Below are 25,214 nucleotides of genomic sequence, written 5' to 3'. Positions count from 1 at the left end.
GCCCGTGCGTGGTCCCTCCCCACCGTTGCGCCGGTACCGCGTGCCCGCCCCACATGCCGGGGTCGCGCAGGGTCCATCGGCCGGACGGGGGAGGGGCCGCGGAACTCCACGGTTGTAGTTCGCCCCTTCCGCTTGTGGCGGGTGGTGACTGGTGGGACAAATGCTCTGCCTGCTCCTGGAGTGACCCCTGGGGCAGGAGTCCGACCCCGCCCTACCTCGCCCCGCCACCGCGGGGCGCCGTCCCCCTGGAGGCTGCTGTGTCGCGTGCCGCCCGAGCCCTCGGTGTGCTGAGCATCCCCGTCCTCACCGTGCCGATGGCCATGACCGGTGCCCAGGCGGCGACGCTCCCCAAGCCGCCGAGCAAGGCGCTCCCGTCGGCGCTCGACGTCGCCTCGCCCTACCAGGCGCAGCGGCTGTGCGACCCGGTCGCCAAGCCCGGCGTCACCGCGTTCGCGAAGCTGCTGTCCGGCTACTACGGGCTGGGAACGGCCTCCTACGGGATCATCCGCAACTGCAACAGCGGCGTCACCGAGCACTCCGAGGGCCGCGCCTGGGACTGGATGCTCAGCGTCGACAAGCCGAACGAAAAGGCCGTCGCAGACTCGGTGACGGCGTGGCTGTCCGCTCCCGACGCCCAGGGCCGTCCCGGTGCGATGGCCCGGCGGTTCGGGATCATGTACATCATCTGGAACAAGAAGATGTGGCGTGCCTACGACCCCGGCCGCGGTTGGGCGCCCTACACCGGCTCGGCGCCGCACACCGACCACATCCACTTCTCGTTCTCCTGGGACGGCGCCTACGGCCGCACGTCGTGGTGGACCGGCAAGGCGCTCACGACGGTGAGCCCCGGCCCGTCCGCCCCCACACCCAGCTCGACCACCCCGGGCGCACCGGGCACCCCCGCGACGCCCACGACCTACCCCACCCTCGCCCAGGGCTCGACCGGACCGGACGTGGCCCTCGCGCAGAAGGTCATCGGCGCCACGCCGGACGGGGTGTTCGGCCCGAGGACGGCAGCAGCGCTGCGGACCTGGCAGTCGGCCAACAAGGTCAAGGTGACCGGGGTGCTCGACCCCGCCACCTGGGCGCGGATGGTCGCCCTGCGCCTCGTGCCCGCCCGCGGGACGGCTCCCACCCCTGCGGCTGCGCCTGCGCCCACGCCTGCGCCCACACCGAAGCCCGCACCGACCCCGACGCCTGCTCCGGGGGCGACCTCCACCAGCCCGCTCGCGCCGTACGCCCGCACGACCATCCGTCGTGGCTCCACGGGTGCCGCGGTCGTGGCGCTGCAGAAGGCCCTGAAGGTCACCGCGGACGGGGCGTTCGGGCCGCAGACCGAGACCGCCGTCAAGGCGTTCCAGACCCGCCGCAACCTGCCCGCCAACGGCGTCGTCGGCCCCAGCACCTGGGCGGCGCTCATGGGTGGCACGGCCGCCCCGAGCGCGCCCTCCCGCTCGACGCCCGCCCGGGTGTCGACGCCGTACACCCCGCTCATGTCCACGGTCCTGCGGACCGGCTCGAAGGGCACGGCGGTGAAGACGCTCCAGCGTGCGCTCGGCGGGCTCGCCGTCGACGGGGCGTACGGGGCGCGCACCGCAGCCGCGGTCGCGGCGTTCCAGAAGGCGCACGGCCAGAAGGCGACCGGGGTCACCGACACCCGGGTGTGGGCCGCACTCGAGAACCGGGACTACCCGTTGCGTGCGTGGTACTCGACCGTGCTGCGCCAGGGCTCGAGCGGAGCCGCGGTGACCGCGCTCCAGAAGGCGCTGCGCATCACGGCGGACGGGAGCTTCGGCCCGGCGACCGCCGCGGCCGTCAAGGCCCTGCAGGGCCGCGCGAAGCTCGCGCGCACCGGGACGGTGGCCACCGTGACGTGGAAGGCGGTCGAGGCGGAGCTGCGCCGGCGCTAGGGGGTGAGCGTCACGCCCTCGACGGCCTCGCGGCGGACGGACTCCTCCGCGGACAGGTCGCCCCGGGAGAGGACGACCGACCCGTCACCTGCCCAGGCGGCCAGCGCCCGGGTGAGGACGGTGGCGAGGTCGGTGCCACGCAGGTGGGCCCGCGTGCCCCCGGGCGCGCCGAGGTCGGTCACGACCTGCGCGTACGGCGTGGTGGTGCCGTCGAACTCGAGCGCCACGTCGTCGTCGGCCGGCTCCTCCCACGCCACGAACTGGTCGCCGTGCGTCGACAGCTCGCGCGCCTCGTCCATGGCACCGCCGGTGGGGACGGCCGCCTGCCGCGCCAGCGCCGCCAGGGTGACGAGGACGGCGGGTGACGAGGCGGCCGCGAGTGCGGGGTCGTCGGTGACGACGAGGTCGACGCCCTGCGCGCTGGAGGAGCGGTCGGAGGTGCTGTCGGGGGAGCGGTCGGCCACCACGGTGCCGCCCACCGACCACACGGCCAGGGCCCAGTACAGCGAGCGCCAGTGGGGCGGCAGCGCGAGCCGCACCCGTGAGCCCGGCGCCACGTCGAACTCGTCCTGCAGCGCGTTGGCCGCCTTGTTGACCCAGTTGGCGAGCACCTTGGCGCTGAGCTCGATGCGCTCGCCACGGGTCGGCCCGTCGGTGTCCTCGTAGAAGGTGACCCGTGGACGGGCGGGGTCGGAGCGGAGCATGGAGGCGAGGACGTCGGGCGGGTTGGGCATGGGCCCACAGTAGGGGCCGATAGCGTTGCGCCCCGTGACCAGCCGCGAGCCCCGCAGCTACCCGTACACCCCCGACACCGGCGACCTCCCGCTCCTGCGCGGTGAGGCGTGGAGCGGCTGGCTCGTCACCCGGCTCGTCGTGGGCTCGGCCCTGTGGCTGGTGCTGGGGGCGACCGCGGCGGCGGTGCTCTCGCTGCTCGGCTGGTGGCAGCCGTGGGTCGCCCTGCCCGTCCTGGTCGTGCTGGCGCTCGTCGCGGCCGTCCTCGTCGGTCGGCTCCCGGTCCGGCCGCTGCCGGTGTGGTCGACGGCCCTGCTGCTCACGCTCGCCGTGGGCTCCACGGTCTGGGCCGGGCTGACCCACTCCGAGCAGGTGCTGCCGCGCCGCGACTCGGGGTCCTACCTGCAGTCCTCGGTCCAGCTCGCCTCCGGCCACGCCCGCCCGGTGCAGGTGGCCGCGGAGTCGGTCGGCGGCGCCGGGGTCCTGCGCATCGACGGCATCACCCTGGCCAGCCCGGCCTTCTACTCCACCGGCTCGCCGCAGCACCCGACCATCCAGCCGCAGTTCCCGGTGGGCACGTCGGCGTGGTACTCCGTCGCGTGGTGGCTGGGCGGCGCGACGGCCCTCTTCTGGGCCCCGGCCCTGCTCTGGGGGCTCGCCGTGCTGTCCATCGGCCTGCTCGCGTCGCTGCTCACCGGACCGCGGTGGGGCCCGCTCGCGGCCCTCGGCACCGCGGTGGTCTTCCCGCTCGTGCACGTCGCGCGGGCCACGTACTCCGAGCCGGTGGCCCTGCCGGTGCTCGCGGGCGGGCTCGCCGCACTGGCCCTGGCCGCCCGCAGTGCCCGCGTCGGCGACGCCCCCGTCGCCCGGTCCGCGGCCCTCGCCGCCGGGATCCTCATGGGTGGCGCCGTGCTCATCCGGGTCGACGCCCTGCGCGAGGCGATCCTCGTGATCCCGGTCGTGGCGCTGGCCGTCGTCCAGAAGCAGGCCCACGCGCGGGTGCTCGGCTGGGCCACGGCCGTCTCGGCGGTGGTGGCGTTCGGGCTCACCTGGCTGACCTCGAGCGAGTACCTCGGCAGCATCGCCGGTTCGTTGCTGCCCCTGGTGGCGCTGGGCGTCGCCGTGCTGGCCGCCGCCGTGCTCGTCGTGGCCGGCGCCAGGCGCGGCTGGTCGGCCGGGTCCCTGGTGCAGGCGTGGCTGCCGCGGGCGCTGGCCGGGTTCTTCGTCCTCGTGGGGGTGGTCCTGGCCTCCCGACCCCTGTGGCAGACGGTCCGGCAGTCGGCCGCCGACCCCGGCTCGCGCGTCGTGGCAGGCCTCCAGGCGCGACAGGGCCTGCCCGTCGACGGCGGCCGGACCTACGCCGAGCAGTCCGTGGTCTGGATGGCGTGGTGGGTGGGTCCCGCAGCCCTGGTGATCGCCCTGGTCGCGCTCGCCGTCCTCGCCCACCGAGCGGCTTCGGCGTGGGTCGAGGGGCGCGAGCTCCCGTCGTGGGCCGGCCCTGCCGTCGTCGCCGCCGGGTCGACGCTGCTGACCCTCTACCGCCCCGGCATCACCCCCGACCACCCGTGGGCCGACCGGCGGCTGGTCATCGCCCTGCCGACCGTGGTGTTGCTCGTCGTCGCCGCTGCCGCGGTGGCCTCTCGGTGGTCGACCCGCCGCCTGCCCTACGCGGTCAACGTCGTGGTGAGCATCGGCCTCGCCGCAGCGCTGCTCGTGCCCAGCGCCCTGGCGACGCGCCCCCACCTCGACGAACGGGTCGAGCTCGGCGAGCTGTCGGCCGTCGACGAGGTGTGCGCCCAGCTCCACCCGGGGGACGTCGCGCTGATGGTCGACAGCAGGGCCGCCAACGAGTGGCCGCAGGTGCTCCGCGGCTACTGCGGCGTGCCGGCCCTGTCGACGACCTCGGCCCTGCGGAACGACCCCGCTCGGTTGAAGGCGGCCGTCGCGCAGGTCGCCACGGCAGTGGACGCGCGGGGCGGCCGCCTGGTCCTGCTCGCGGCCGACTCCACCGACGCGCTCACCCAGCTGGGGCTCGCCCACGCGGTGGTCGGCACCGACCGGCGGGTGCAGGAGGACGCCCGGCTGCTCGAGCGGCGCCCCGACCACCTCGTGGAGCTCCCCGTCCAGGTCTGGCTGGGGACGCCGACGCCCTGACCGTTGGTCCCGACCGCCCCGGAACTTTCGGCCACTGGGCCGGTACCGGGCCGCTAGTCCGCGCCTGCCTGCGCAACTTTCGGCCACTCGGCCGGTACCGGGCCGCGAACCCCCTCTACCCCAGCAACTTTCGGCCACTGGGCCGGTAGCGCGTCCCGAATCTTCTTCTACCCCAGCAACTTTCGGCCACTGGGCCGGTTCCGGGCCGCGAGTCAGGGCCTGCCTGCGCAACTTTCGGCCACTGGGCCGGTACCGGGCTGCACCCCCCTCCGCCCCAGCAGCTTTCGCGCGGGTTCAGGTGCGGTGCCTGCTAGCTGCGGCGGGCGAAGGCGTCGACGGCGAGGCGACGCACGGCGGAGTACGTGCCCCGGTCGGCGGCCACGATGATGCCGGGGGTGAGGGCGGTGGGCGCGTAGGGGGTGCCGTCCGGGTGGCCCACGATGCCGCCGGCCTCGCGCACCATGAGCGCGCCGGGGGAGTGGTCCCAGGGGCTGTTGCGCGCGTACAGGATGTAGTCGGTCGCGCCCTCGATGAGCCGCGGGTAGTCGACGCCGCAGCAGACCCATGAGCCGGTCAGGGCCGGCAGGTCCCCGAGGCTGTGACCACGCAGCGGCCAGATCGACGTGACGCCGTGGGGCTCGGCGTCGTCGGCGACGGGCTCGCGTGTCACGCGCTCGCCGTTGCGGTAGACGCCGGCGTCCTTCTCGGTGACCCAGGCGACCTCGTGCTCGGGCTGCCAGATCCAGCCGCGGACGGTGACCCCCTGCTTGACCTCGCTCACCATGACCGCGTGGTCGGGCGAACCGTGGACGAAGTTCTTGGTGCCGTCGACGGGGTCGACCGTGAACGCGTGGTCGGCAGCGACGAACTGCGCGATGGCCGTCGGGTCGGTCGCCGTGCGCTCCTCGCCGAGCACGAACGCGTCCGGGTACGCCGCCGCGAGCTCGCGGGTGAGGATCTCCTCGGACTCCTGGTCGGCGATGGTGACGAGGTCGCCGGGGTTCTTCTCCATCACCTCACCGTCGGCGAGCGATCGGAACCGCGGCGTGATGACCTCCGCCGCGACGGCCTTCATCAGCTCGAGCACCTGGTCCGTGTCCACGTGCCCACCGTTCCACACGTGGTCCCCGCAGGCGAAACCAGCACCCCGCGCCTCATACCCCGCGCCACATACCTCGCGCCACATACCTCGCGTCTTTGAGGGATCTGACGTGTCCTGGCCCGTCGGATCCCTCAAAGACCGATGTACGGGGCGGGTGTGGGCAGCGTCCGCAACGGGCTGCCTGTGGACAACTCGACGGCCTTCGGCCCCTCTGGCGCGACCGTGGACGTGTGCCGGTCGACTGGGGGATGCTGCGCAGGCTCGCGGACGCGCAGCAGGGGCTGCTCACGCGGCGCCAGTGCCTGCATGCGGGTATGTCGCGTGACGCCTTGGCCTGGCGCGTCACCTCGGGTCGGTGGCTGCGCGTGCACGAGGGCGTCTTCCAGACACGGCCGGGGCGCCGCGACTGGGAGGCCACGGCGACGGCGGCCCTCCTGTACGCGGTGTCGGGAGCGCCGGCGGCGGACGCTGCGCTCCGAGGCCCCAGCGCTGCCTACGCGTGGGGACTGGTGCCCTCTCCTCCACCGGTGGTCCACCTGGTCGTGCCACAACGACGCAGCGTGACCGCCCAGCCGGGCCTGCAGGTGCGGCGGTCCATGCGCTGGGAGGACCTCGTCGACGAGCGCGCCTTCCCGTGGCGGACGACCGTCCGCGCCACCATCCTGGACATCGCCACGGACGGCACACCCCTGGACGCGTTGTCGATCGTCGCGAAGGCCGTCCAGAAGGAGGTCGTCACTCCTCGCGAGCTCCTCGCCGAGATCTCTGCACGCGGAGGGCACCGGCACTCACGCATCCTGCGGGCCGGCCTGCGTGACGTCGAGGACGGCGGGCAGAGCGGTGCCGAGCTCCTCTACATCCGTGACGTGGAGCGCGCCCACGGGTTGCCTCGCGCGCTACGCCAGTCACCGTCGCGGGTCGGTCGTCACCGCTGGCACGACAACGAGTACGTCGAGCAACGGCTCATCGTCGAGGTGGACGGCCGGCTGGGGCACGAGCGGTGGGCGGACCGGGTGCGGGACGGCCGGCGCGACCGACAGCTGCTGTCGACGGCACGGCTGACCACCCGTGTCTTCTTCGGCGACGTGGTCACCGACCCCTGTTCGACCGCCTCCGAGATCGCTGCGATCCTCGTCAGCCGTGGGTGGCACGGGCGCCCACGGCGGTGTCGGCGGGTGGGCTGCACCGTCTGAGCCGGCTCTTTGAGGGATCCGACGGACCAGGACCCGTCGGATCCCTCAAAGACTCCGGAGAGGACGAGGCCGCGGCGCGCGGGGCGGTCTCGCTCGTCGCCTGTGCGGCGGCGCGGCGGGTGGCGGGTAGGCTCGGCGCCGAGATGAGCGAGCACACCAGCACCGGTCCGGCCGTTCCCGTCGCAGCCCCCGCGTCGACGCCGGAGACCCAGAAGATCCCGACCGCGCCGAGCGGTCCGGTCGCCACCCCGGACGGGCCGCTGGCGGTGCACCCGGCCGACGCGGCGTACCTGCCGAGCACGGCCGCGACGCCCCAGAGCGCGCACGACGCGGACAAGCCGTACGTCACCATCGTGCTGCCGTGCTTCAACGAGGGTGAGCACGTCCTGCAGGAGATCGACCGCATCACGGCCGCGATGAACTCCAGCGAGTTCACCTACGAGCTGCTCTGCATCGACGACGCCTCGACCGACGACACCCTCGAGGTGCTGCGCGACGCCGCCACCCGTTACGCCAACATCCGCGTGATGCCGTTCCGCCGCAACGGTGGCAGCGGCACCGCGCGCCGCATCGGCACCCAGCAGGCGCACGGCGAGATCGTGGTGTGGACCGACGCCGACATGACCTACGAGAACGAGCGCATCCCCGAGCTGGTGCGGATCCTGCGTGACGACGAGTCCTACGACCAGGTCGTCGGCGCCCGCACGACCGAGGAGGGCACGCACAAGTGGGCCCGCGTCCCGGCCAAGTGGCTCATCCGCAAGATCGCCGAGAAGCTCTCCAACCAGACGATCCCCGACCTCAACTCGGGCCTGCGCGCGTTCCGCCGCGAGGTGTCGCTGCCCTACCTGCGACTCCTGCCCCCCGGCTTCAGCTGCGTCACGACGATCACGCTGGCGTTCCTGTCCAACCAGCACGACATCAAGTACGTCCCGACGAGCTACGCCAAGCGCGCCGGCGTCAGCAAGTTCCACTTCGTCCGCGACGCCTACCGCTACATCCTCCAGGTGCTGCGCATGGTCATGTACTTCGACCCGCTCAAGGTGCTCATGCCGCCGGCTCTGTGGCTCGTGGTCATCGGCGTCCTCAAGGCCGTGGTCGACATGGTGCGCCACCCGTTCTACTTCCCGGCGAGCACCGTGCTGCTCATCGTCAGCGGCATCATGATCGGCTCGCTGGCGCTGCTGTCCGACCTCGTCGTGCGTTCGCGCACGGGCGTGTGACGACGCTGCGGTATGCCGCGTGGCCGGCTCGCGTGAGCCGCAGCACCGGCGCCGGTCCCCACCACCGGGGGCAGCTGCGGTGACGCCGATCGCCGCGCTCAAGGTCGCCGTCGTCGGACCCACCCACCCCTACAAGGGTGGGGTGGCGGCCCACACGACGAGCCTCGCGCACGAGCTGGCCGAGGCCGGCCACGACGTGACGCTCGTGTCGTGGTCGCACCTGTACCCCTCGAAGCTCTACCCGGGCGAGCAGGCCGTGCCCGGCGGCGCACCCGACGTGGAGCCGTTCCCGCGCACCGTCCGCGCCCTGAGCTGGGCCCGTCCCGACACCTGGGTGCGGACCGGACGGCGGCTGCGGGGTTTCGACGTCGTGGTCGTCGTCCACGTCATCCCGGCCGTCGTCCCCGCCCACCTGGCGCTGCTGCGTGCCGCCGGTGCAGGGCGTCGCGGCGCGGGCGCAGCGGGCCCGGTACGCCGCGGGGCCGCCTCCGGCGCGCGCCGCACCGGGCCGCGCACCCTCGTCATCGCCCACAACGTGCTGCCCCACGAGACCCACCTCGGCGACCGTGAGCTGATGCAGCAGCTCTTCGAGCGGGTGGACGCGGTCCTGGTGCACAGCGACGCGCAGGCCCGCCTGGCGCACGAGCTCCACGCGCCGCGGGTCTCGGTCACCGACCTCCCGCCGCACCTGCCCGGCGGGGCCCCCGTCGAGCGCGTCACCCATGACGGCCCGCCGCGGCTGCTCGCGCTGGGGATGGTGCGCGAGTACAAGGGCGTCGACCTGCTCATGGAGGCGCTGGCCCGGGTGCCCGGGCCGACCCTGACCGTCGCGGGGGAGATGTGGGGGTCGAGCGGGGAGCGCGTCAAGGAGCTGGCCCGCGACCCGCGGCTGCGGGACCGGGTGGAGGTCCACGGCGGCTACGTGCCTGCTGACCGCCTCGCGCCGCTCTTGGCGTCGCACGACGTGCTCGCCCTGACCTACCGCAGCGCCACCGCCTCGCAGAACGCCCTGCTCGGCCGCCAGCACGGCCTACCCGTCCTCGCCTCCGACGTGGGCACGTTCGGCAGCCAGGTGCGCGACGGCGTCGACGGCCTCCTCGTGCCGCCGGGCGACCTGGACGCCCTGGTGGAGGCGCTGCGACGTCTCGCTGACCGCGACTACACGGAGCAGCTGCGCGCCGCGGTGCGACCGCCCGACCTCTCGGGGCCGTGGGCCAACTACGTCGGCACCATCGAGGCGCTCGCCGCCGTCGAACCGGCCGAGGGGGAGGACCCGGACGACGCGGACGCCGCCGGCGACCCCGACGGCGGTGGCCCCGCCGCGGTCGTCGGGCACCTGCGGCACCGGGTGTCCTCGGCGGTGCGCGGCATCGTGGCGGCGTCGAGGCCTGCGGTCGAGCTGGGGCGCGCCGACCTGCCTGACTGGGTCCGTGCCTCGGACATCCTCGCGGACGGGCACGACGCCGACGAGGCCAAGGCGTTCGCGCGCTCGCTCGGGCTGCCGCGCTGCAGCGACGGAATCGCCGCCTGGGCAGCCCTGGGCGCCCTCGCCGCGATCGTGCGGGTCCGCGACGACGGTCGCCGCAGCGCCGTCATCGTCGACGAGTCCGGCGCGCGCTCGCCCCTGTCGAGGTGGGCCCGGGCGATCGGGTTCGCGCCCGTCGAGCTCGAGCTGACCGGCCACCGCTCGTCCGTCGAGGTCCTCGACGTCGACACGGCCTCGCTCGACGTCATCGTCCGCCTGCACCCCGGCGGCTGCGACGCCGACGACGTCGACGAGGCGATGAGCCAGGCGTCGTGGGCGCTGAAGTCCGGTGGCCTGCTCTGCATCACCCTGCCCATCGGGCCCGGCAGCGCCGAGGGGGCGCTCGGCCCGGCCGACGTCAGGGCCGTCCTCGCGCGGGCCCACGACCTCGGGTTCGTCCTCGTCGGGGACCTCGACGGCGACATCACCGGTCGCATGCGCCAGGCCTCCGGCACCTCCACCCGCACGGACACCGCGTACGGCCTGCTCAGGCTCACCCTCAGGAGGCGCTGATGAGCCGCTCACGGGTCTCCACGATCCTGCGCACGACCCTGGCCCTGCTCGTGGTCGCCGCGGTCGCGGTCGCCGTCGCGCGCAACTGGGCCGCCGTCTCCGCAGACATCGACAAGGTCGACGGACCCACCTTCGTCCTCGCCGCCGCCCTGGCGTGCATCCCCCCGGTGCTCACCATGCTGGGGTGGCGCGTGCTGCTCGCCGAGCTGGGTTCACCGCTGCACGTCGCGCCGGCCGGTGGCGTCTTCTTCGTCGGGCAGCTGGGGAAGTACCTGCCCGGTGCCGTGTGGAGCATCGTCGCCCAGGCGGAGATGGGCGCCAGGCTGCACATCCCTCGCCGTCGCTCGGCGGTCGTGGCGTTCCTGTCCGTCGCCATCGCCGCGATCTGCGGGCTCGTCGTGGGGCTCCCCGCGGTGCCGCTGCTGCTGACCGGGGGCGACGCCACCACGACCGGCTGGATGGCCCTGCTCGCCGTCCCCGTGCTCGGCGTGGCCTTCTACCCGCCCCTGCTCAACTGGGGCGTGGCCACGGTGCTGCGCGTGCTGCGCCGCGAACCCCTCGAGCAGCAGCTCTCCGGGCGCGCAATCGCCAAGGCGAGCGGCCTGTTCGTCCTCACCTGGCTGTCCTCCGGCCTGCACGCGCTGGTCCTCCTGCGGGCCACCGGCGCCAGCGCAGACCTCCCGGCCCTGCTCGTCGCGACGCTCTCGGGATTCGCGCTCGCGTCGTCCCTGGCGATGTTCAGCGTCGTCCTGCCGGCCGGGGTCGGCGTGCGCGAGGGGCTGCTCGTGCTCATGCTGGCGCCGATCAGCTCGACCTCGGCGGCCACGGCGGTCGTCGTGCTGTCGCGGTTCCTCACCGTGCTGGCCGACGTGCTGTTCGCCCTGCTCGGCTGGGCCTACGCGCGCCGCCACCACCTCATCACCACGCGCGAGGAACGTGAGCGCGACCATGTCGTCGTGGACGACGCGACCGCGGGATAGGTTGACGCCCATGACCACACCAGACGAGGCGTCCGCCTCGGGCCAGGTGGCCGCACCGCCCGGGGGACCCCTGCTCGCCGTCGCCAAGCGCGCGGCCGAACGAGTCCTGTGGGGTCGCGTCGCCCTGCAGCGCCGGGCCGAGGCCCGCCGCGGGTATGCAGCCAACCGCCCCGTCCCGACCACCGTCCCCCCGACGGCCGTGCTGCGCACCGCCGCCGACTGGGAGGCCGCGGTCGCCGAGGGGCGCCACCTGCGGCTGCCCCTGCACCGGGACCTGCCGAAGAACTGGGACGCGCTAGGGGCGGTCGGCGCCGTGCTGCGCCTGGCCGACGACGGCTCGCGCTCGGCCCGCGTGATGGACGCCGGCAGCGCGCGGTACTCGCCCGTCCTGCCGTGGCTGCGGCTCTACGGCCTCGGCTCCGCGCCGGGTTCGCTTCTCGGGATCAACCTCGAGTTCGGCTCCGAGGTGCACCGCGACGGTGTCGTCTTCCGGCACGGCGACGTGACGGCCACCGGCCTCCCCGACGGCTCGCTCGACGCGATCACCTGCATGTCGGTGATCGAGCACGGGGTGCCCGTCGAGGCGTTCCTGCGCGAGAGCGCCCGGGTGCTGCGTCCGGGTGGTGTCCTGTGCGTCTCGACCGACTACGACCAGTCGCCCCCCGACACCACGGGCCGCACGGCGTACGGCAGCGAGGTCAAGATCTTCGGGCCCGAGGACATTCGCGAGCTCGTCGCGACCGCCGAGTCCGCGGGCCTGGAGCTCGTCGGCGACCTCGCCACGTCCGACGCGCTGTCGCACTCCGAGCGGCCGGTGCACTGGGACCGGGTCGGCCAGGACTACACCTTCATCCTGCTGACCTTCCGCCGCCGCTGAATGGCGCTGACCGCCGTGGGCGCCCGCCGCTGACCGGCGCTGGCGCCCGCGGCTGACCGGCCCGCGACCGAACCTGCACGACAGACAGGTGTGCCGCCCGCAAACGAGCGGGCGGCACACCTGTCTGTACGTGTGGAGTCGGCGTCAGGCGGCGCCGGGCTCCTGGGTGTCGCTGGCGGGGTACTTCTTCACGAAGTCCACGACGGCCTGGCCGGAGAGGCCCCCGCACATCTGGCGGTGGCCGGCGTCCTTGGCCCAGTGCACGAGCGCGTACGGCTTGCCGGCCGGGAAGGCGCCACGGCTGGCGTCCCACTCCACGACCTTGAACTTGCCGGAGGACTGGGGGAGCTTGTCGGCCTTGTCGGCGATGTCCTTGAGCAGCGCGGTGTCCTTCACCTTGGCGCCGTCGTACCAGAGGATCGTGTAGCCGTGCTCGAGGTTGTGCACGAGGGTCTCGAGCGGCGGGCGGTCGGCAGCGGTGTAGAAGTCGCGCCCACTGACGTCGGGGGTGGCGAAGTGCGGGCCGTGGCTGGGCGGGACGGTGTCGTACTTCACCGACGTCTCGTCGGGCTTGTTGGTGCCCGGCCCGACGTGCTCGCCGGTGCCGCCGCCGCTGTCGGTCGTCGCCGGGTCACAGGACGCGGCGGCGACGGAGACCCCGAGATTGGGGAGCTGGCCGGACTTGGCGTCGTTGACGGCGTACGCGACGACGCCGCCGAGGCCCAGCAGCAGGACGACGAGGGCGATGCCGATGCCAGCCTTGACCTTGCGCTCCTTGGCCTTCTGCTGGTTCTGGATCTCGGCCAGGCGCGCCTTGCGGTCCTGGCTGGCTCGCTTGTTGCTCACGGGTTCCTCGGTGGCTCGGGGTCGGGTCGCGCAGAGTCTACGGGGCCCGCCTTGGGTCGTTGTCACCCGAACGCGCGACACTGGGCCAATGTCCCCGGTCCCCCCGACGAGTGCGGAGCACCGTCGCACCTGGCGCTCCCGGAGACCGGTCTCGGTGGGCCTGCTGGTCACGATCCTGCGCCGCGGGGGCGGCGACCCGACGTTCCAGCCGGACCGCGGCGACGGCTGGTGGCTCGGCCTGCCGACGCCCGAGGGGGCGGCGACCCTGCGGCTGGAGCAGCGCGACGACCTCGGCGAGGTGGTCGCCACGGCGTGGGGGCCCGGCGCGCAGTGGGCGCTGGCGCAGGTGCCCGAGCTGCTCGGGGACGCCGACGACGACAGCGGGTTCGTCGCCCACCACCCGCAGGTGGAGCGGGCGCGGCGCCGGTACGCCGCGTGGCACGTCCCGCGCTCCGGCCTGGTCATGCACGCGCTCGTCCCCGGCATCATCGAGCAGAAGGTCACCGGCCAGGAGGCGTTCGGCGGCTACCGGCGGCTCGTCCACCGGTTCGGCAGCAGGGCGCCGGGTCCCGGGGAGGCGCGACGCCTGTGGGTCGCCCCCGACGCAGCGACCTGGGCGGCCATCCCCTCCTGGGAGTGGCTGGGGGCCTCGGTCGACGGCGCGCGGTCGTCGACGGTGGTCCGGGCGGCCAGGGTCGCGGGGCGCCTCGAGGAGTGCGTCGGGCTCACGGCCACCCAGGCGCGGGCCCGGCTGCGCGCCGTACCCGGCATCGGCGTCTGGACCTCCTCGGAGGTGGCCCAGCGCGCGCTCGGTGACGCCGACGCGGTGAGCTTCGGCGACTACCACGTGGCCAAGAACATCACCTGGGCGCTGCTGGGCGAGGCGCGGGACGACGAGGTCCTCGCCGAGCTGCTCGAGCCCTACCGCGGGCACCGGTACCGCGTGCAGCGGCTGCTTGAGCTCGACGGCCACTTCCGGCCCCGTCGGGGGCCGCGGATGGCGCCACGCACCCACCTCCCCACCCGCCGCTGAGCAGCACGCGGGGAACCCGCGGGTGGTGCACGGGACGCGCGGTCAGGTGCGGGGGAGCTCGGTCACCCTGAGTGTCGCCTCGAGCCCTTCGACCTGCTCGGGCGCCTGCGCCTGAAGCGACTCGCCCCACAGGGCGACCTGGAGGCGGGTCACGGCGACCCCGAGCTCGTAGCCACTGGGGGCGCTGACCCGCAGCTCGTGGGTGCCGTCGCGGCTGCCGACGTCGACACCGGCCTCGGGGGCACCCCGCAGGGCCACGGCGACGGCACGGCCGAGGCGGTCGCCGACGGGTTCCGGTGCCACGGAAGGGATCCCGTCCTCGAGGGCGGCAGCCGTACCCGGCAGGGTGCCCAGCGAGGCACGAACGGCTTCGGCGCTGCCCAGGCCGAACCAGTCGGTGGGACCGTGCCGCAGCAGCGCCCGGGCGCCCGGCCCGGCGTCGGCGCTCGCCCACCGCGAACCGCGGACGACCGCAGCGGGGACGCCGTCGGTCTTGCCCTTGACGAGGTCGGCGGCGGCGGCGAGCTCGTCGGCCACCGCGCGCGCGGTGACGTGCAGTGGGCGGCCGTCGGCGTCGTGGCCACCGCGCAGGTCGTCGAGGACCTCGAGGCCACTGGCACCGAGCGCGAAGTCGGTCTGGCCTGCTCGCCACGGCCGGCCGGCGGTGTCACTGAGCACCACCCCCAGCCGTCGCAGCCCGGTGGCCTCCAGGAGGGCGAGCCGCAGGCGACGGGCCTCGGCGTCGGGGTCCGCGGGGAGGAGCAGCACGTCGTCGCGGCCACCGGTGTTGGACGAGTCCACCCCGGCCGCAGCCATCACCGGTCCGGCGACCGCCTGGACGACCCTGGTGACCCGGTCGCCGGATCGCCGCTCGGCGACGACCCGCACCGTCTGGGCGGCGACCGCGGCGCTGTGGTCGGCGCCGTCAGCCCACAGCCCCAGCGACTTGGAGACGACCTTGCTGGAGACGACGAGGACGTCGCCGTCGGCGAGCTCGACACCGGAGGTGCGCAGCCCTGCGAGCAACAGCACGGCGAGGTCGTCGTCGGTGCCGACCTCGGGGACACCCGTGACCGGCAGCAGCGTCAGGCCGCTCACCGGTCAGCGCCTCGCGAGCTGGAGGGCGAGGTCGAGGGCGGCGCCAGCGATGTCGGCGGCGGCGTCGCGGTCGGTCATGAGCAGCGGTCGCCCCTGGACCGTGGCGCGCGGCAGGCGCACCCCTTCGGCGTCCTCCTCGGACACCAGCCACCCGTCGAGGAAGTCCTCGTAGAGCCCGGCGACCGCGGACGCCGTGGCCTCCACGCCGATCGCGGAGAGGCAGGCGTCGGCGTGGCCGCGCACGGGCAGGCCGCCGATGAGCGGGGAGACCCCCACGACGGGGGCAGCGGTGCCGCGCAAGGCATCCCGCACCCCCGGCACCCCGAGGATGATGCCGATCGAGACGACCGGGTTGCTCGGCGGCAGGAGGACGACGTCGGCCTGCCGGATGGCGTCGAGGACCCCGGGGGCCGGGGTGGCGCGGTCCATGCCGACGGCGACGAAGCGCTGGGCCGGGATCGCGGCCTGGTGCCGCACCCACCACTCCTGGAAGTGGATGGCGCGCTGTCCCTCCTCGTCCTCGACGACCACGTGGGTCTCGACGGGGGAGTCGGACATGGGCAGCAGCCGGACCCGGTGGTCGGCCAACCCCCACCGCCGGGACAGCCGCTCCGTGACCTCGGACAGGGTCACCCCCTGCCCGAGCCACTGGGAGCGCACGACGTGCGTGCCGAGGTCGAGGTCGCCGAGCCCGAACCACTGGGGCACGGCGCCGTACGCCGCGAGCTCACCCTGCACGCGGTGGCTCTCGTCCGCGCGGCCCCAGCCCTGCCCCTCGTGGATGCCGCCGCCCAACGTGTACATGAGCGTGTCGAGGTCCGGGCAGACCCGCAGGCCGAACAGGCTGATGTCGTCGCCGGTGTTGCCGATGACGGTGAGCTCGGTGTCGTCGAGCCCGGGGGTGCGGTCGAGGTGGGTGCGGAGGCCGCGCAGGAAGCGTGCGCCTCCGACGCCGCCGGCCAGTGCCGTGATGCGCATGGCGTGCAGTCTTCCAGCCCGCCCCCGCGCCCGTCCGCGGGGGAGGCCCGCGGGCAACCCCCCAGCCCGGCCACAGCCTGCTGACAGGTGGCCGCCGCACCGTCGGGGTATGAGATCACGAGACCCCCAGCGCGTCCTCACCACGATCCGGCGCACGACCGCCGGGTCCCTGCTGGCCGCGGCAGTGGGCTCCGGGGTGGTGGCCGTGCACCTGGCCGGCGACCACGCCAGCGCGGCTGCGGCCACGAAGGTCCCCGACGACCGGGCGGTCCGGGGCGAGCAGGTGCCCCAGCCGGAACCCCAGGCGCAGGCGCCGTCCAGGGCCCGCTCCAGGCCCTCGCACCACCGCGCGACGACCCAGCAGGCGCCTGCCCCGGCGCAGGGGTTCCAGCCGGTGGCGCCGGTCCAGCCCGGTGGTGGGGCGCCGCAGTCCGGCAGCGGCGGTTCGTGAGCCTGGCGAGGGCGCACTGCCGCTTCACAGGAGACACACATCCGTTCCGGAGGGGGTCCGTAGGCGTCGCACAGGAACCGCACAGGGGGCGACGCGAGTGTCGAAGCAGGACAACAACCCACGAGAAGGGACCGACCCGATGAGCACCCCCCGCAATCCCCTGAGCCTGGCCCGTCGCTGGACGGCCGGCGTCCTGCTGGCCTCGACGCTCGGCGCGGGTGCCGTCGGCATCCACCTCGCGCAGGACCAGGGCACCACGACCGCCAGCTCGACCGGATCGACCTCCGGCAGCTCGAGCTCTGGCTCCAGCTCGGGTTCCAGCAGCTCCGGCTCCTCCGCCTCGAGCGGGTTCAGCGCAGTCTCCGGCGTCTCCTCGGGCACCGGGTCGGCCCAGAGCAGCACGAGCGGGTCGTGATGGCCGTGCACACCGACACCACGCGGGTGGGGCAGCACGTGTTCACGGCCTCTGCGTCGTTCGAGGCCATCGGCACCCACCACCACCTGATCGTCACCCGGCCCGAGACCCTGGGCGCGGCCATCTCGGTCGCCCGCGACCACCTCGCCGAGCTCGACGCGGCCGTCTCACGGTTCCGGCCCGACTCCGAGGTCAGCGCCCTCGCCCGCCAGCACGCCGGTCGCGACGCCACCGCGCTGGTGTCGCCCGTCTTCGCTGCCAGCCTCGCGGCGGCCCTGCGCTCGGCGCGGCTGACCGACGGCCTGGTCGACCCCACGGTCGGGGGAGCGGTCATCGCCTCCGGCTACGACGACGACCTCGCCGTCGTCCGCGCCCGCACCGCTGGCCCCGACGGCCGGACCACCGACGGCCGGACCACCGACGGCCGGACCACCGACAGCCGGACCGAGGAGCACGCCCCGGTCGTGCCGGGCTGGCGCAGCGTCGACCTCGACGAGTCGCTCCGCCGGGTGCGCGTGCCGGCCGGCACCGTCCTCGACCTCGGGGCCAGCGCCAAGGCGTGGGCCGCCGACGCCATCGCCGCCCGGCTGGCCGCGTCGCTCGACGGCGGCTTCCTCGTCAACCTCGGCGGCGACCTCGCCGTGTCGGGCGAGCTGCCCGCCGACGGCTGGCAGGTCGCCGTGGAGGGGACCGCGGGTGAGGTGCGCCAGGTCGTGGCGAGCCACGGGCAGGCGTTCGCCACCTCCTCGACGGGGCGACGCACGTGGACCCACCGCGGCGGCACCCGCCACCACATCGTCGACCCCCGGACCGGTCGCACCGCGCCCGTGGTCTGGGAGCAGGTCACCTGTGCCGCGGCGACCGCGGTGGAGGCCAACGCCGCGTCCACGGCCGCCGTGGTCCTCGGCCTCGAGGCGCCCGCGTGGCTGGCTGCCCGCGGCATACCGGCGCGGCTCGACCCGGCCGGAGGTGGCGCCGTCGTCACCACGCCCGGCTGGCCCCGGCCGGGCGCGAGCGGCAGGAGCGCGGCATGAACGAGCTCCTGTGGTTCGTGTCCCGGGCGACCGGCATGGCGAGCATCGTCCTGCTGACCGCGGTGCTCGTCCTCGGGGCGCTCACCGCCGGCCGCCGCAGCCGCGCCCTGAGCCAGACCGTCGTCGTGGGCCTGCACCGGTCGCTGGCCCTCGGCACGTCTGCCTTCCTGCTGGCCCACATCGGCACGGCGGTGCTGGAGACCTACGTCAGCATCGACTGGATCTCGGCGTTCGTCCCGTTCACCGCCGGCTACCAGCCCCTGTGGGTGGGGCTCGGCACGCTCGCCTTCGACATCGTGCTCGCCGTCGTCGCGACGTCGCTACTGCGGCACCGCCTCTCCCGCCGCGCGTGGAAGGCCGTGCACCTCACGGCGTTCGCCCTGTGGCCGCTCGCCCTCGTCCACGGCTACGCCATGGGCACCGCGAACGAGCCCCTGCTGCGACTCGTACCCGTCGCCTGCGCCGCCGTCGGCGGCCTCGCCCTCACGTGGCGCGCCGTGGCCCGCCACGCCGACCAGGAGCGCCGCCAGGCGATCCTCACCCAGGAGTGGTCATGAACCTCGCAGAGCTCCTCGAGCAGTCCGGGCTCACCGGCCGTGGGGGTGCCGCGTTCAGCACCGCGACCAAGGTGCGCGCCGCCCACGAGCACGGCGCCGCGCTCATCGTCAACGCCTGTGACGGCGAGATCGGCGCGGTCAAGGACGCGTACGTCGTGGAGCACCACCTCCCGGCGCTCGTCCGCGGCGCCACGCTCGTCGGTGGGCGACGCGTCCGGTACGCCGCCCACCGCGGGTCGGCGACCGAGGCCAGGCTGCGCGCCGCGGGCCTCGACGTCCTGTCGGCGCCCGCCCGGTACGTCTCCTCCGAGGAGACGTCCCTCATCTCGCTGGCCCAGGGGGGACTGGCGCGGCCGATGACCAAGCGGCAGCCGTTCGTCATGGGCGGCGCGGACAGCGACGGGCGGCGCATCAGCCCGACCGTGGTGCTGAACGCCGAGACGCTGTGGCGCGTCGCGCAGGTCGTGGAGCACGGGCCGCAGTGGTTCCGGGCGCAGGGCCTGCCGGGCGAGCCGGGGCCGCGCCTGGTCGGCGTCGGCGGGGACGTCTCCCGGCCCGGGGTCATCGCCACCAGCACGGGGGTCTCGCTGCGCGACATCGTGGCGGCGGCCGGTGGCGACCTCGACCGCAGCGGCCCGGTCATCGTCGGCGGCCTCGGCGGCGTCCTGCTCGCCCGCGCCGAGGCTGCCGCGGCCACGTGGTCGACCGAGGGGCTGCGTGCGTACGGGGGCCGGCCCGGTTCGGGTGTGGTCCACGTCCTCGACCCCGACGGCTGCCCCGTGGCCGAGCTGGCCCGCTGGTTCGACCACGCCGCGGGGGAGAGCGCCGGGCAGTGCGGCCCCTGCATGTTCGGGCTGCCGGCGATCGCCGCCGACTGGCGCGAGCTGGCCGCCGGCTCCTCACCCGTGGCCGCGCGCGAGCGGCTCCTGCGCCGCACCGCCTCGGTCACCGGCCGCGGTGCGTGCCGGTTCCCCGACGGCGTGGCCGGCCTGGCCACCTCGGCGCTGCGCGTCCTGTCCGACCACCTCCTCGACCACACCTCCGGCCGCTGCGCCGCGAGCCACCCCTTCAGGAGCAGCCATGAGCGCGTCCTCACCCACTGAATTCCCGACCCTGCGGGTCGACCGGGTCGCCTGCACGGGTCACGGGGTCTGCGCCAGCCTGCTCCCGGGGAGCGTCCGCCTCGACGAGTGGGGCTACCCCGTCGTGCTCGACGAGGCCGCCGGAGGGGTGGACGACGGCGACCGCGCCAGGGCGGCTGCCGTGCGCCTCTGCCCGGCCATGGCCCTGTACGAAGGACGACGGAGCTGACCTACGCTCGATGGTGGAGGCGCCGCCCTCGGGCGGTGCGTCCCTATCAAGGTTCATCCGATCGGGCAAATATCAGACTTCCGCTTGACGAACCACGTATGACACGCGTGTAATTCCATTGTTGTCATCGGGCCGGTGGCGACAACGGCACCGGGTCGAGGAGGAAGCCGTGCACGAACTTCAGTTGGTCGCCCTGGACGGCGGCGACGACACAGAGATGTCCTGGCAGGAGCGCTCGCTCTGCGCCCAGACGGACCCCGAGGCGTTCTTCCCCGAGAAGGGCGGCTCCACCCGCGAGGCCAAGAAGGTCTGCGTGGGCTGCGAGGTCCGCTCCGAGTGCCTCGAGTACGCCCTGGCGAACGACGAGCGCTTCGGCATCTGGGGCGGTCTGTCCGAGCGGGAGCGCCGCAAGCTCAAGAAGCGTGCGGTCTAGTCGCCGGACCGGCGACCCCCTCGTGACGAGCTCATGACGCTGGCCCCGCCCCACCGCACGACCGACGCCGGTTCGGCCTCCGCCCCCGGCACCAGCACCAGCTCCGACGCGGGCACCGGCCCGGGCGCGGAAGGTGCCGAGGCGACTGCCGTCGCGGCCACCGTCACCGCGGTGCTCGTGCTCCGCGGCCCGGCGTCCGCACTGCCGCAGACCCTGGACTCCCTGGCCGGGCAGACGCGGCTCCCCGATCGCCTCCTGGTCGTCGACCCCGGCCCGGACGGCAACGCCGTCGAGGTGGTCAGGGCCCACCGTGCCCTCGCCGAGGCCGTGCCGCACGCCTCCTACGTCACCGTCCCCGGGACGACCACGGTCACCGAGGCGGTCCGCGCAGCCCTCGCCCAGGCCGGCGAGCCCGACCGCGGCACCGCGGACGCCACCCCCGGCGAAACCGGTCACGCGAACTCCCAGGACGTCACGGCTGACCGCGCCCCGGCCGTCGAGCACCTGTGGGTGCTCACCTGCGACAGCGCCGCAGCCCCCACGGCCCTCGCCAGGCTGCTCGACGCCGTACGCCGCTCGCCCTCGGTCGGCGCGGCCGGCCCCAAGCTCCTCGACTGGACCCTCCCCGGTGCCCTGCGCTCGGTCGGCGTCCAGCTGACCCGCAGCGGGCGCGTCATCCCGTCCCCGGCCCCCGGGGAGCCCGACCAGGGCCAGTACGACCGCCGCTCCGACGTCCTGGCGGTCCCCGCCACCGGGATGCTCGTCGAGCGCGCCCTGTTCGAGGGCCTGCGCGGCCCGGACCGGGCGTTCGGCGACTTCGGCGGCGACGTCGACTTCTCGTGGCGCGCCCAGCAGGCCGGACACCGAGTCGTGGTCGTGCCCAAGGCAACGGTGCGCACCGGAGCCCCGCAGGTGGACGCCGACGAGAGCCCGTCCGGCTCCGGCGACACGAGCACCCGGATGCGCCGCCAGGCCCGGCGCGTCGCGTTGGCCCGCTGTGCGTGGTGGGCGCTCCCGCCGCTCGCGGTCTGGGTCGCCCTGTCGAGCCTCGTCGCCACCCTCGCCCTGCTCGTCGCCAAGAGGCCGCGGGCCGCGTGGGCGGAGCTCTCGGACCTCGGTGCCGTCCTCACCCCCGCACGGGTGCTCGGCGCGCGCTGGCGCTCGCGGGGCACGCGCCGGGTACGCCGCCGTGACCTCGTCGGCCTGTTCGTGCCCGCCTCCACGGTGCTGCGCCACACCGGCGACCTCGTCCACGACCAGGTCGCCTTCGACGACGGCCGTGTCCTCGAGCCGGCCACCGAGGTCGTCGAGGCCGGTCCGGTGGCCGACGAGGCGCAGGACCTGCACGTGCTCGGCTCCACGTGGGTGTCCCGTGCGGCCGGCAACCCGGGCCTGCTCGCCGTGCTCCTGGCCACGGTCACCTCGCTGGCGGCCACGCGCGCGATGGGTGGCGGGGTGTTCGCGCGCCTCACGTCGGGCGTCGCCGGGGGTGAGCTGCTCGGCGGCCGGGCCACCGCGGGGTCGGCGTGGCACCTGTGGCTCGACGGCTGGCACGGAGCGGGGCTCGGCCAGTCGGTCGAGCAGGGCCCGCACCTCGTGGTCCTCGCCGGGCTCGCCTGGCTGCTCACCCACCTGCCCGTGGTGGGGCCGCCCTCCTCGCCGGTGGGGTCGGCGGTCGCGCTGCTCGTCACCCTCGCCCTGCCCGTCTCGACCCTCGCTGCCTACCTCGGCGCCCGCGTGGTGACCCACTCGCGCTGGCCGCGGGCGCTTGCGGCGCTCGCGTGGGGGAGCACGGCCGTGCTCACGTCCGCCGTCGCGACCGGTCGCCTCGGCGGCCTCGTCACCGGGATGCTGCTGCCGCTCGTGGCCGCCGGCTTCGCGCTGGCCGCGCGGCGCGGCGGGTCGACGACCGTCACGGCGGCGACGGTGCTCGCGATCGCGCTGCTCGGAGCCTTCGCCCCCGCCTACCTGCCCGTGGCGGTCGTGGCCGCGGTGCTCGTGGTCCTCCTCGGGCGTGGTGGGGCACGCCTGCGCGGCCTGGCCCTGCTCGTCGGGCCGGCCCTGCTCCTCGGACCGTGGGTGCAGACCCTCGTCGAGAAGCCCGATCTCCTCCTCGCCGGCCCCGGCCTGACCGTCTGGGGCGCCGCCCAGGCGCTGCCGTGGCAGCTCGCCCTGCTGCACCCGGGCGGCCCCGGTTCCTACCCCGTGCTGCTGTCGGCGCCCGTCGTGCTGGCCGGGGTCCTGGGCCTGCTGCGTGCCGGGCGCCGCGGCTGGACCGCATCCGTGCTCTCGTTCACCGGGCTCCTCGGCCTCGGCTACGCGCTGGTCGCCCCACGGCTGGTCCTCGCGACCGTTCCCGTGGGTGAGCCGATCGCCGGTGCCCACGTCACCGCCTGGTCGGGCACCGGCCTGTCGCTGCTCGCCCTGTCGCTGCTCGGCGCTGCGCTGCTCGGCGCCGACGGGCTGGCGGTCTCGAAGGCGCGCGGCGGCTGGGTGGCGCTGACCCGCTGGCCCGTGGCCGCAGCGCTCGTCGTCGCCGTCGTGGCCGGGATGGGCTGGACCTCGTGGAAGACCCTCGGTGACACGCTGGGGGCGTGGACCGACCCCCGACCCGCGGTCGCCGTCGACCAGGCCGAGGGTGGTCTCGGCAACCGCATGCTGCTGCTGCGGCCCGAGGGCACCGGGCTCTCGTTCGACCTGCTGGGTCGTGAGCCTTCCGACGTCGCGCGCTCACTGCCACCCACCGCCGTGGGCCGCCCCGACCAGACAGCGCTCGCGACGGCCGTCGGCCAGCTGTTCCAGCAGGGCGCCGCACCGGGAGAGCTCCACCCCGCCAAGGCCCTGTCCGACCTCGCGGTGGGCTTCGTGGGCCTGCGCACCGACGACACCGACCCGCGGATCCGGGCCCTGGACGCCACCGCCGGCCTGGGCCGCCTGGGCGAGCACGACGGCGTGACGTTCTGGCGCGTGCTGCCGGGCGGGTCCGCCGCCGGCCAGGGGTCGCTCGCCCCCGCACGGGTCCGGCTGGTGACGGCGAGGTCCGACCAGGCCCTGGCCGTCGACGGAGACCACAGCCGCCTCGTGACCTCGGTCGTCGCATCACGTGGCGCCTCCCTCGTCCTCGCGGAGCCGGCCGAGTGGGTCCGGCACGCGCGCGTCGAGGTCGACGGCCACGTCGTCGCACCCGCTGACGCCGGCACCGCATACCCCGTGCCCGCCGGCGCCCACACGGTGTCCGTCGAGGTCCTGCCCACCGACGCGACCTGGCGCTACGCGCAGGGGCTGGCGCTGCTGCTCGTGGTGTTCCTCGCCATCCCCTTCGGCAACCGTGCCTCGAGGAGGCGTTCGTGAACGTGTCCGTCAGCGGCATCGCCCGGACGGTGCTCGTGGCCGCAGCCGGCGCCGGCCTCGTCCTCGCCGCCACGCAGAGCCAGGGCGCCATCGCCCTCGGTGCGAAGGCGGCGGACGACTCGCGCGTCAGCGGCTCCACGGACCCGGTACGCGGGTCGACCGTCGTGTGCCCCGGCCCCGAGCTGCGCGGCGTACCCGGCGTCGACGACGTCCCGCTCGGGGTACGCGTCGCCGCAGCCGCCGCCCCCACGGCGGCGCTCGCCGGCGTCACCCCGGTCTCGGCCCCGGGCAGCGTCGCCCTCACCGCCGTGCCGGGCGGCACGGCCAAGGACAAGGCCACCCTCCGCGGGGACACCGCTGCCGCCGATGTCGCCGGGCGCGCGGGCGTCCTCGCCGAGGCGTCGCAGTCGATGGCCCCCGGACTCGCGGCAGCCCAGTCGTGGCTCGTGCCCTCGGGCGACCACCGGGCGCTGGTCTCGAGCACCTGCACGCAGGCCGGGTCCGACTTCTGGGTCCTCGCCGGCGGCGGTGCCCCCGGACGCCAGGAGCGGCTGGTCCTGACCAACCCGGGCGGCAACGCGGTCACCGTCGACCTCACCCTCCACGGACCCGATGGCAAGCTCGCCTCGCCGCAGGGCAAGGGCATCGTCGTCCCGGCCCGGGGCCGCACCTCCTTCCTCGTCGACTCGATCTCGGGCGACGTCGCCTCGCCGGCCCTGCACGTCGTCGCCGAGGGTGGCGTCGTGGCAGCGGCCGTCAACGACTCGTGGCTCGACGGCACCCGCCCGGCCGGCTCCGACGACGCGGTCCCGACCGCACCTCCGTCGCGTGACCAGGTCATCCCGGCCGTCCAGGTCGCCGGCCCCGCCGTGCTGCGGGTCGCCGTGCCCGGCGACGCCGAGGCCGTGGTCCAGGCCAGGGTGCTCACCGCCACCGGCCCGCGGGCCCTCCCGACCGGGAGCGTCACCCGCCTCGACGGTGGGCAGGTGCGCGACATCGACCTGTCCAGGCTGCCGTTCGGCACCGTCGGGATCCAGGTGCGAGCCGACGTGCCCGTCGTGGCGGCCGCGATGGTCGCCCGTGGCAACCCTGGTGCGCCGAGCGACTTCGCCTGGTCGTCCTCGACCCCTGCGCTCACCGGTGTGGCCGGGCTGCCGCTCATGGACCCGTCAGGCTCACCCAAGCCGCTGGCCCGCGGTCTCGGCCTCAGTGCCACCGGTGACTCGGCCGTGGTGGAGGTGGTCACCGTCGACGCGTCCGGCACCGCGAAGACCCAGCGCGTGACCGTCGCCAAGGACAGCTCCGCGACGCTCAACCTCGCCGGCACGACCTCGGTCTGGGTGCGCCAGGTCTCGGGCAAGGGCCAGGTGCACGGGGGAGTCATCTCGGCGATCTCCGTCGCCGACGGCACCCTCATCACCTCGACGCCACTGCTCGACGCCGCGTTGCGGACCACCAGCGTCTCGCTGCGCGAGGTCCGCCACTAGCTCCGTCGGCG

General features: G+C 74.9%; 22 protein-coding genes. 17 read left to right on the top strand and 5 right to left on the bottom strand.

The genetic code is table 11. The features are described from left to right. Positions 1–257 precede the first annotated feature (257 nt). The gene (locus ABEA42_RS12030; protein ID WP_345503601.1) at positions 258–1,910 is read left to right on the top strand and encodes a peptidoglycan-binding domain-containing protein; all 1,653 of its coding nucleotides are present in this window, start codon (positions 258–260) and stop codon (positions 1,908–1,910) included. On the opposite strand, the gene ABEA42_RS12025 is transcribed toward ABEA42_RS12030, so the two are convergent. Then, positions 1,907–2,644, bottom strand: coding sequence for a TIGR03089 family protein (locus tag ABEA42_RS12025; RefSeq protein WP_345503599.1), 738 nt, complete (start codon positions 2,642–2,644; stop codon positions 1,907–1,909). The genes ABEA42_RS12030 and ABEA42_RS12025 overlap by 4 nt on opposite strands. 34 nt (positions 2,645–2,678) lie before the next feature. On the opposite strand from ABEA42_RS12025, the gene ABEA42_RS12020 reads away from it, so the two are divergent. Then, a complete protein-coding gene (locus ABEA42_RS12020) occupies positions 2,679–4,796 on the top strand; it encodes a hypothetical protein (protein ID WP_345503597.1) in 2,118 nt (705 codons plus the stop codon). A gap of 310 nt (positions 4,797–5,106) precedes the next feature. On the opposite strand, the gene ABEA42_RS12015 is transcribed toward ABEA42_RS12020, so the two are convergent. Further along, a complete protein-coding gene (locus tag ABEA42_RS12015) occupies positions 5,107–5,898 on the bottom strand; it encodes an inositol monophosphatase family protein (protein ID WP_345503596.1) in 792 nt (263 codons plus the stop codon). Positions 5,899–6,128: 230 nt separating this feature from the next. Here ABEA42_RS12015 and ABEA42_RS12010 point away from each other — a divergent pair, with 230 nt between their 5' ends. From ABEA42_RS12010 to ABEA42_RS11990, 5 genes are all read left to right on the top strand, one after another. Then, positions 6,129–7,091, top strand: a complete 963-nt coding sequence (locus ABEA42_RS12010; protein ID WP_345503595.1) for a type IV toxin-antitoxin system AbiEi family antitoxin domain-containing protein — start codon at positions 6,129–6,131, stop codon at positions 7,089–7,091. A 143-nt stretch (positions 7,092–7,234) separates the two neighbouring features. Continuing rightward, complete coding sequence (locus tag ABEA42_RS12005; RefSeq protein WP_345503594.1) at positions 7,235–8,314, top strand: glycosyltransferase family 2 protein; 1,080 nt, start codon at positions 7,235–7,237, stop codon at positions 8,312–8,314. A gap of 79 nt (positions 8,315–8,393) precedes the next feature. Continuing rightward, positions 8,394–10,352: a glycosyltransferase family 4 protein gene (locus ABEA42_RS12000; protein ID WP_345503592.1), complete on the top strand. Its 1,959-nt coding sequence runs from the start codon at positions 8,394–8,396 to the stop codon at positions 10,350–10,352. Then, positions 10,352–11,332 (top strand): lysylphosphatidylglycerol synthase transmembrane domain-containing protein, encoded by a 981-nt coding sequence (locus ABEA42_RS11995; RefSeq protein WP_345503590.1) that lies wholly within the window; start codon positions 10,352–10,354, stop codon positions 11,330–11,332. The genes ABEA42_RS12000 and ABEA42_RS11995 overlap by 1 nt, the downstream gene beginning before the upstream one ends. Positions 11,333–11,342: 10 nt before the next feature. Continuing rightward, the gene (locus ABEA42_RS11990) at positions 11,343–12,209 is read left to right on the top strand and encodes a class I SAM-dependent methyltransferase (protein ID WP_345503588.1); all 867 of its coding nucleotides are present in this window, start codon (positions 11,343–11,345) and stop codon (positions 12,207–12,209) included. A gap of 144 nt (positions 12,210–12,353) precedes the next feature. On the opposite strand, the gene ABEA42_RS11985 is transcribed toward ABEA42_RS11990, so the two are convergent. Beyond that, complete coding sequence (locus ABEA42_RS11985) at positions 12,354–13,055, bottom strand: DUF3105 domain-containing protein (protein ID WP_345503587.1); 702 nt, start codon at positions 13,053–13,055, stop codon at positions 12,354–12,356. An 88-nt stretch (positions 13,056–13,143) separates the two neighbouring features. On the opposite strand from ABEA42_RS11985, the gene ABEA42_RS11980 reads away from it, so the two are divergent. Beyond that, positions 13,144–14,088, top strand: coding sequence for a DNA-3-methyladenine glycosylase family protein (locus ABEA42_RS11980; protein ID WP_345503585.1), 945 nt, complete (start codon positions 13,144–13,146; stop codon positions 14,086–14,088). Between the two features lie 42 nt (positions 14,089–14,130). Here the strand turns inward: ABEA42_RS11980 and cofE are convergent, their stop codons facing one another. After that, on the bottom strand, positions 14,131–15,186 hold the full coding sequence (cofE, locus tag ABEA42_RS11975) for a coenzyme F420-0:L-glutamate ligase (RefSeq protein WP_345503583.1): 1,056 nt from the start codon (positions 15,184–15,186) through the stop codon (positions 14,131–14,133). A 3-nt stretch (positions 15,187–15,189) separates the two neighbouring features. After that, positions 15,190–16,164: a 2-phospho-L-lactate transferase gene (gene cofD / locus ABEA42_RS11970; protein ID WP_345503581.1), complete on the bottom strand. Its 975-nt coding sequence runs from the start codon at positions 16,162–16,164 to the stop codon at positions 15,190–15,192. Between the two features lie 109 nt (positions 16,165–16,273). Here cofD and ABEA42_RS11965 point away from each other — a divergent pair, with 109 nt between their 5' ends. From ABEA42_RS11965 to ABEA42_RS11925, 9 genes are all read left to right on the top strand, one after another. Further along, on the top strand, positions 16,274–16,615 hold the full coding sequence (locus ABEA42_RS11965) for a hypothetical protein (RefSeq protein ID WP_345503579.1): 342 nt from the start codon (positions 16,274–16,276) through the stop codon (positions 16,613–16,615). A gap of 139 nt (positions 16,616–16,754) precedes the next feature. Beyond that, a complete protein-coding gene (locus ABEA42_RS11960; RefSeq protein ID WP_345503577.1) occupies positions 16,755–17,030 on the top strand; it encodes a hypothetical protein in 276 nt (91 codons plus the stop codon). Beyond that, on the top strand, positions 17,030–18,064 hold the full coding sequence (locus tag ABEA42_RS11955) for an FAD:protein FMN transferase (RefSeq protein WP_345503575.1): 1,035 nt from the start codon (positions 17,030–17,032) through the stop codon (positions 18,062–18,064). Before ABEA42_RS11960 ends, ABEA42_RS11955 begins: the two co-directional genes overlap by 1 nt. Continuing rightward, positions 18,061–18,621, top strand: coding sequence for a hypothetical protein (locus tag ABEA42_RS11950; RefSeq protein ID WP_345503574.1), 561 nt, complete (start codon positions 18,061–18,063; stop codon positions 18,619–18,621). Before ABEA42_RS11955 ends, ABEA42_RS11950 begins: the two co-directional genes overlap by 4 nt. Next, the gene (locus ABEA42_RS11945) at positions 18,618–19,724 is read left to right on the top strand and encodes an NADH-ubiquinone oxidoreductase-F iron-sulfur binding region domain-containing protein (protein WP_345503573.1); all 1,107 of its coding nucleotides are present in this window, start codon (positions 18,618–18,620) and stop codon (positions 19,722–19,724) included. Before ABEA42_RS11950 ends, ABEA42_RS11945 begins: the two co-directional genes overlap by 4 nt. Then, positions 19,702–19,932, top strand: a complete 231-nt coding sequence (locus tag ABEA42_RS11940) for a ferredoxin (protein WP_345503571.1) — start codon at positions 19,702–19,704, stop codon at positions 19,930–19,932. The genes ABEA42_RS11945 and ABEA42_RS11940 overlap by 23 nt, the downstream gene beginning before the upstream one ends. A 217-nt stretch (positions 19,933–20,149) precedes the next feature. After that, a complete protein-coding gene (locus tag ABEA42_RS11935; RefSeq protein WP_200949197.1) occupies positions 20,150–20,365 on the top strand; it encodes a WhiB family transcriptional regulator in 216 nt (71 codons plus the stop codon). A gap of 33 nt (positions 20,366–20,398) precedes the next feature. Continuing rightward, on the top strand, positions 20,399–23,716 hold the full coding sequence (locus ABEA42_RS11930) for a glycosyltransferase (RefSeq protein WP_345503568.1): 3,318 nt from the start codon (positions 20,399–20,401) through the stop codon (positions 23,714–23,716). Next, on the top strand, positions 23,713–25,203 hold the full coding sequence (locus ABEA42_RS11925; protein WP_345503566.1) for a DUF5719 family protein: 1,491 nt from the start codon (positions 23,713–23,715) through the stop codon (positions 25,201–25,203). Before ABEA42_RS11930 ends, ABEA42_RS11925 begins: the two co-directional genes overlap by 4 nt. Positions 25,204–25,214: the final 11 nt, after the last annotated feature.

Source organism: Pedococcus ginsenosidimutans (assembly GCF_039544395.1).
Classification (GTDB): domain Bacteria; phylum Actinomycetota; class Actinomycetes; order Actinomycetales; family Dermatophilaceae; genus Pedococcus; species Pedococcus ginsenosidimutans.
This window is presented reverse-complemented; position numbering and strand designations above follow the sequence as displayed.

Coding starts and splice junctions, on each gene's coding strand:
- ABEA42_RS12025 (WP_345503599.1), bottom strand. CDS start 2,644: ATGCCCAACCCGCCCGACGTCCTCGCCTCCATGCTCCGCTCCGACCCC.
- ABEA42_RS12005 (WP_345503594.1), top strand. CDS start 7,235: ATGAGCGAGCACACCAGCACCGGTCCGGCCGTTCCCGTCGCAGCCCCC.
- ABEA42_RS11995 (WP_345503590.1), top strand. CDS start 10,352: ATGAGCCGCTCACGGGTCTCCACGATCCTGCGCACGACCCTGGCCCTG.
- ABEA42_RS11990 (WP_345503588.1), top strand. CDS start 11,343: ATGACCACACCAGACGAGGCGTCCGCCTCGGGCCAGGTGGCCGCACCG.
- ABEA42_RS11980 (WP_345503585.1), top strand. CDS start 13,144: ATGTCCCCGGTCCCCCCGACGAGTGCGGAGCACCGTCGCACCTGGCGC.
- cofD (WP_345503581.1), bottom strand. CDS start 16,164: ATGCGCATCACGGCACTGGCCGGCGGCGTCGGAGGCGCACGCTTCCTG.
- ABEA42_RS11965 (WP_345503579.1), top strand. CDS start 16,274: ATGAGATCACGAGACCCCCAGCGCGTCCTCACCACGATCCGGCGCACG.
- ABEA42_RS11960 (WP_345503577.1), top strand. CDS start 16,755: ATGAGCACCCCCCGCAATCCCCTGAGCCTGGCCCGTCGCTGGACGGCC.
- ABEA42_RS11955 (WP_345503575.1), top strand. CDS start 17,030: ATGGCCGTGCACACCGACACCACGCGGGTGGGGCAGCACGTGTTCACG.
- ABEA42_RS11950 (WP_345503574.1), top strand. CDS start 18,061: ATGAACGAGCTCCTGTGGTTCGTGTCCCGGGCGACCGGCATGGCGAGC.
- ABEA42_RS11945 (WP_345503573.1), top strand. CDS start 18,618: ATGAACCTCGCAGAGCTCCTCGAGCAGTCCGGGCTCACCGGCCGTGGG.
- ABEA42_RS11940 (WP_345503571.1), top strand. CDS start 19,702: ATGAGCGCGTCCTCACCCACTGAATTCCCGACCCTGCGGGTCGACCGG.
- ABEA42_RS11935 (WP_200949197.1), top strand. CDS start 20,150: ATGTCCTGGCAGGAGCGCTCGCTCTGCGCCCAGACGGACCCCGAGGCG.
- ABEA42_RS11930 (WP_345503568.1), top strand. CDS start 20,399: ATGACGCTGGCCCCGCCCCACCGCACGACCGACGCCGGTTCGGCCTCC.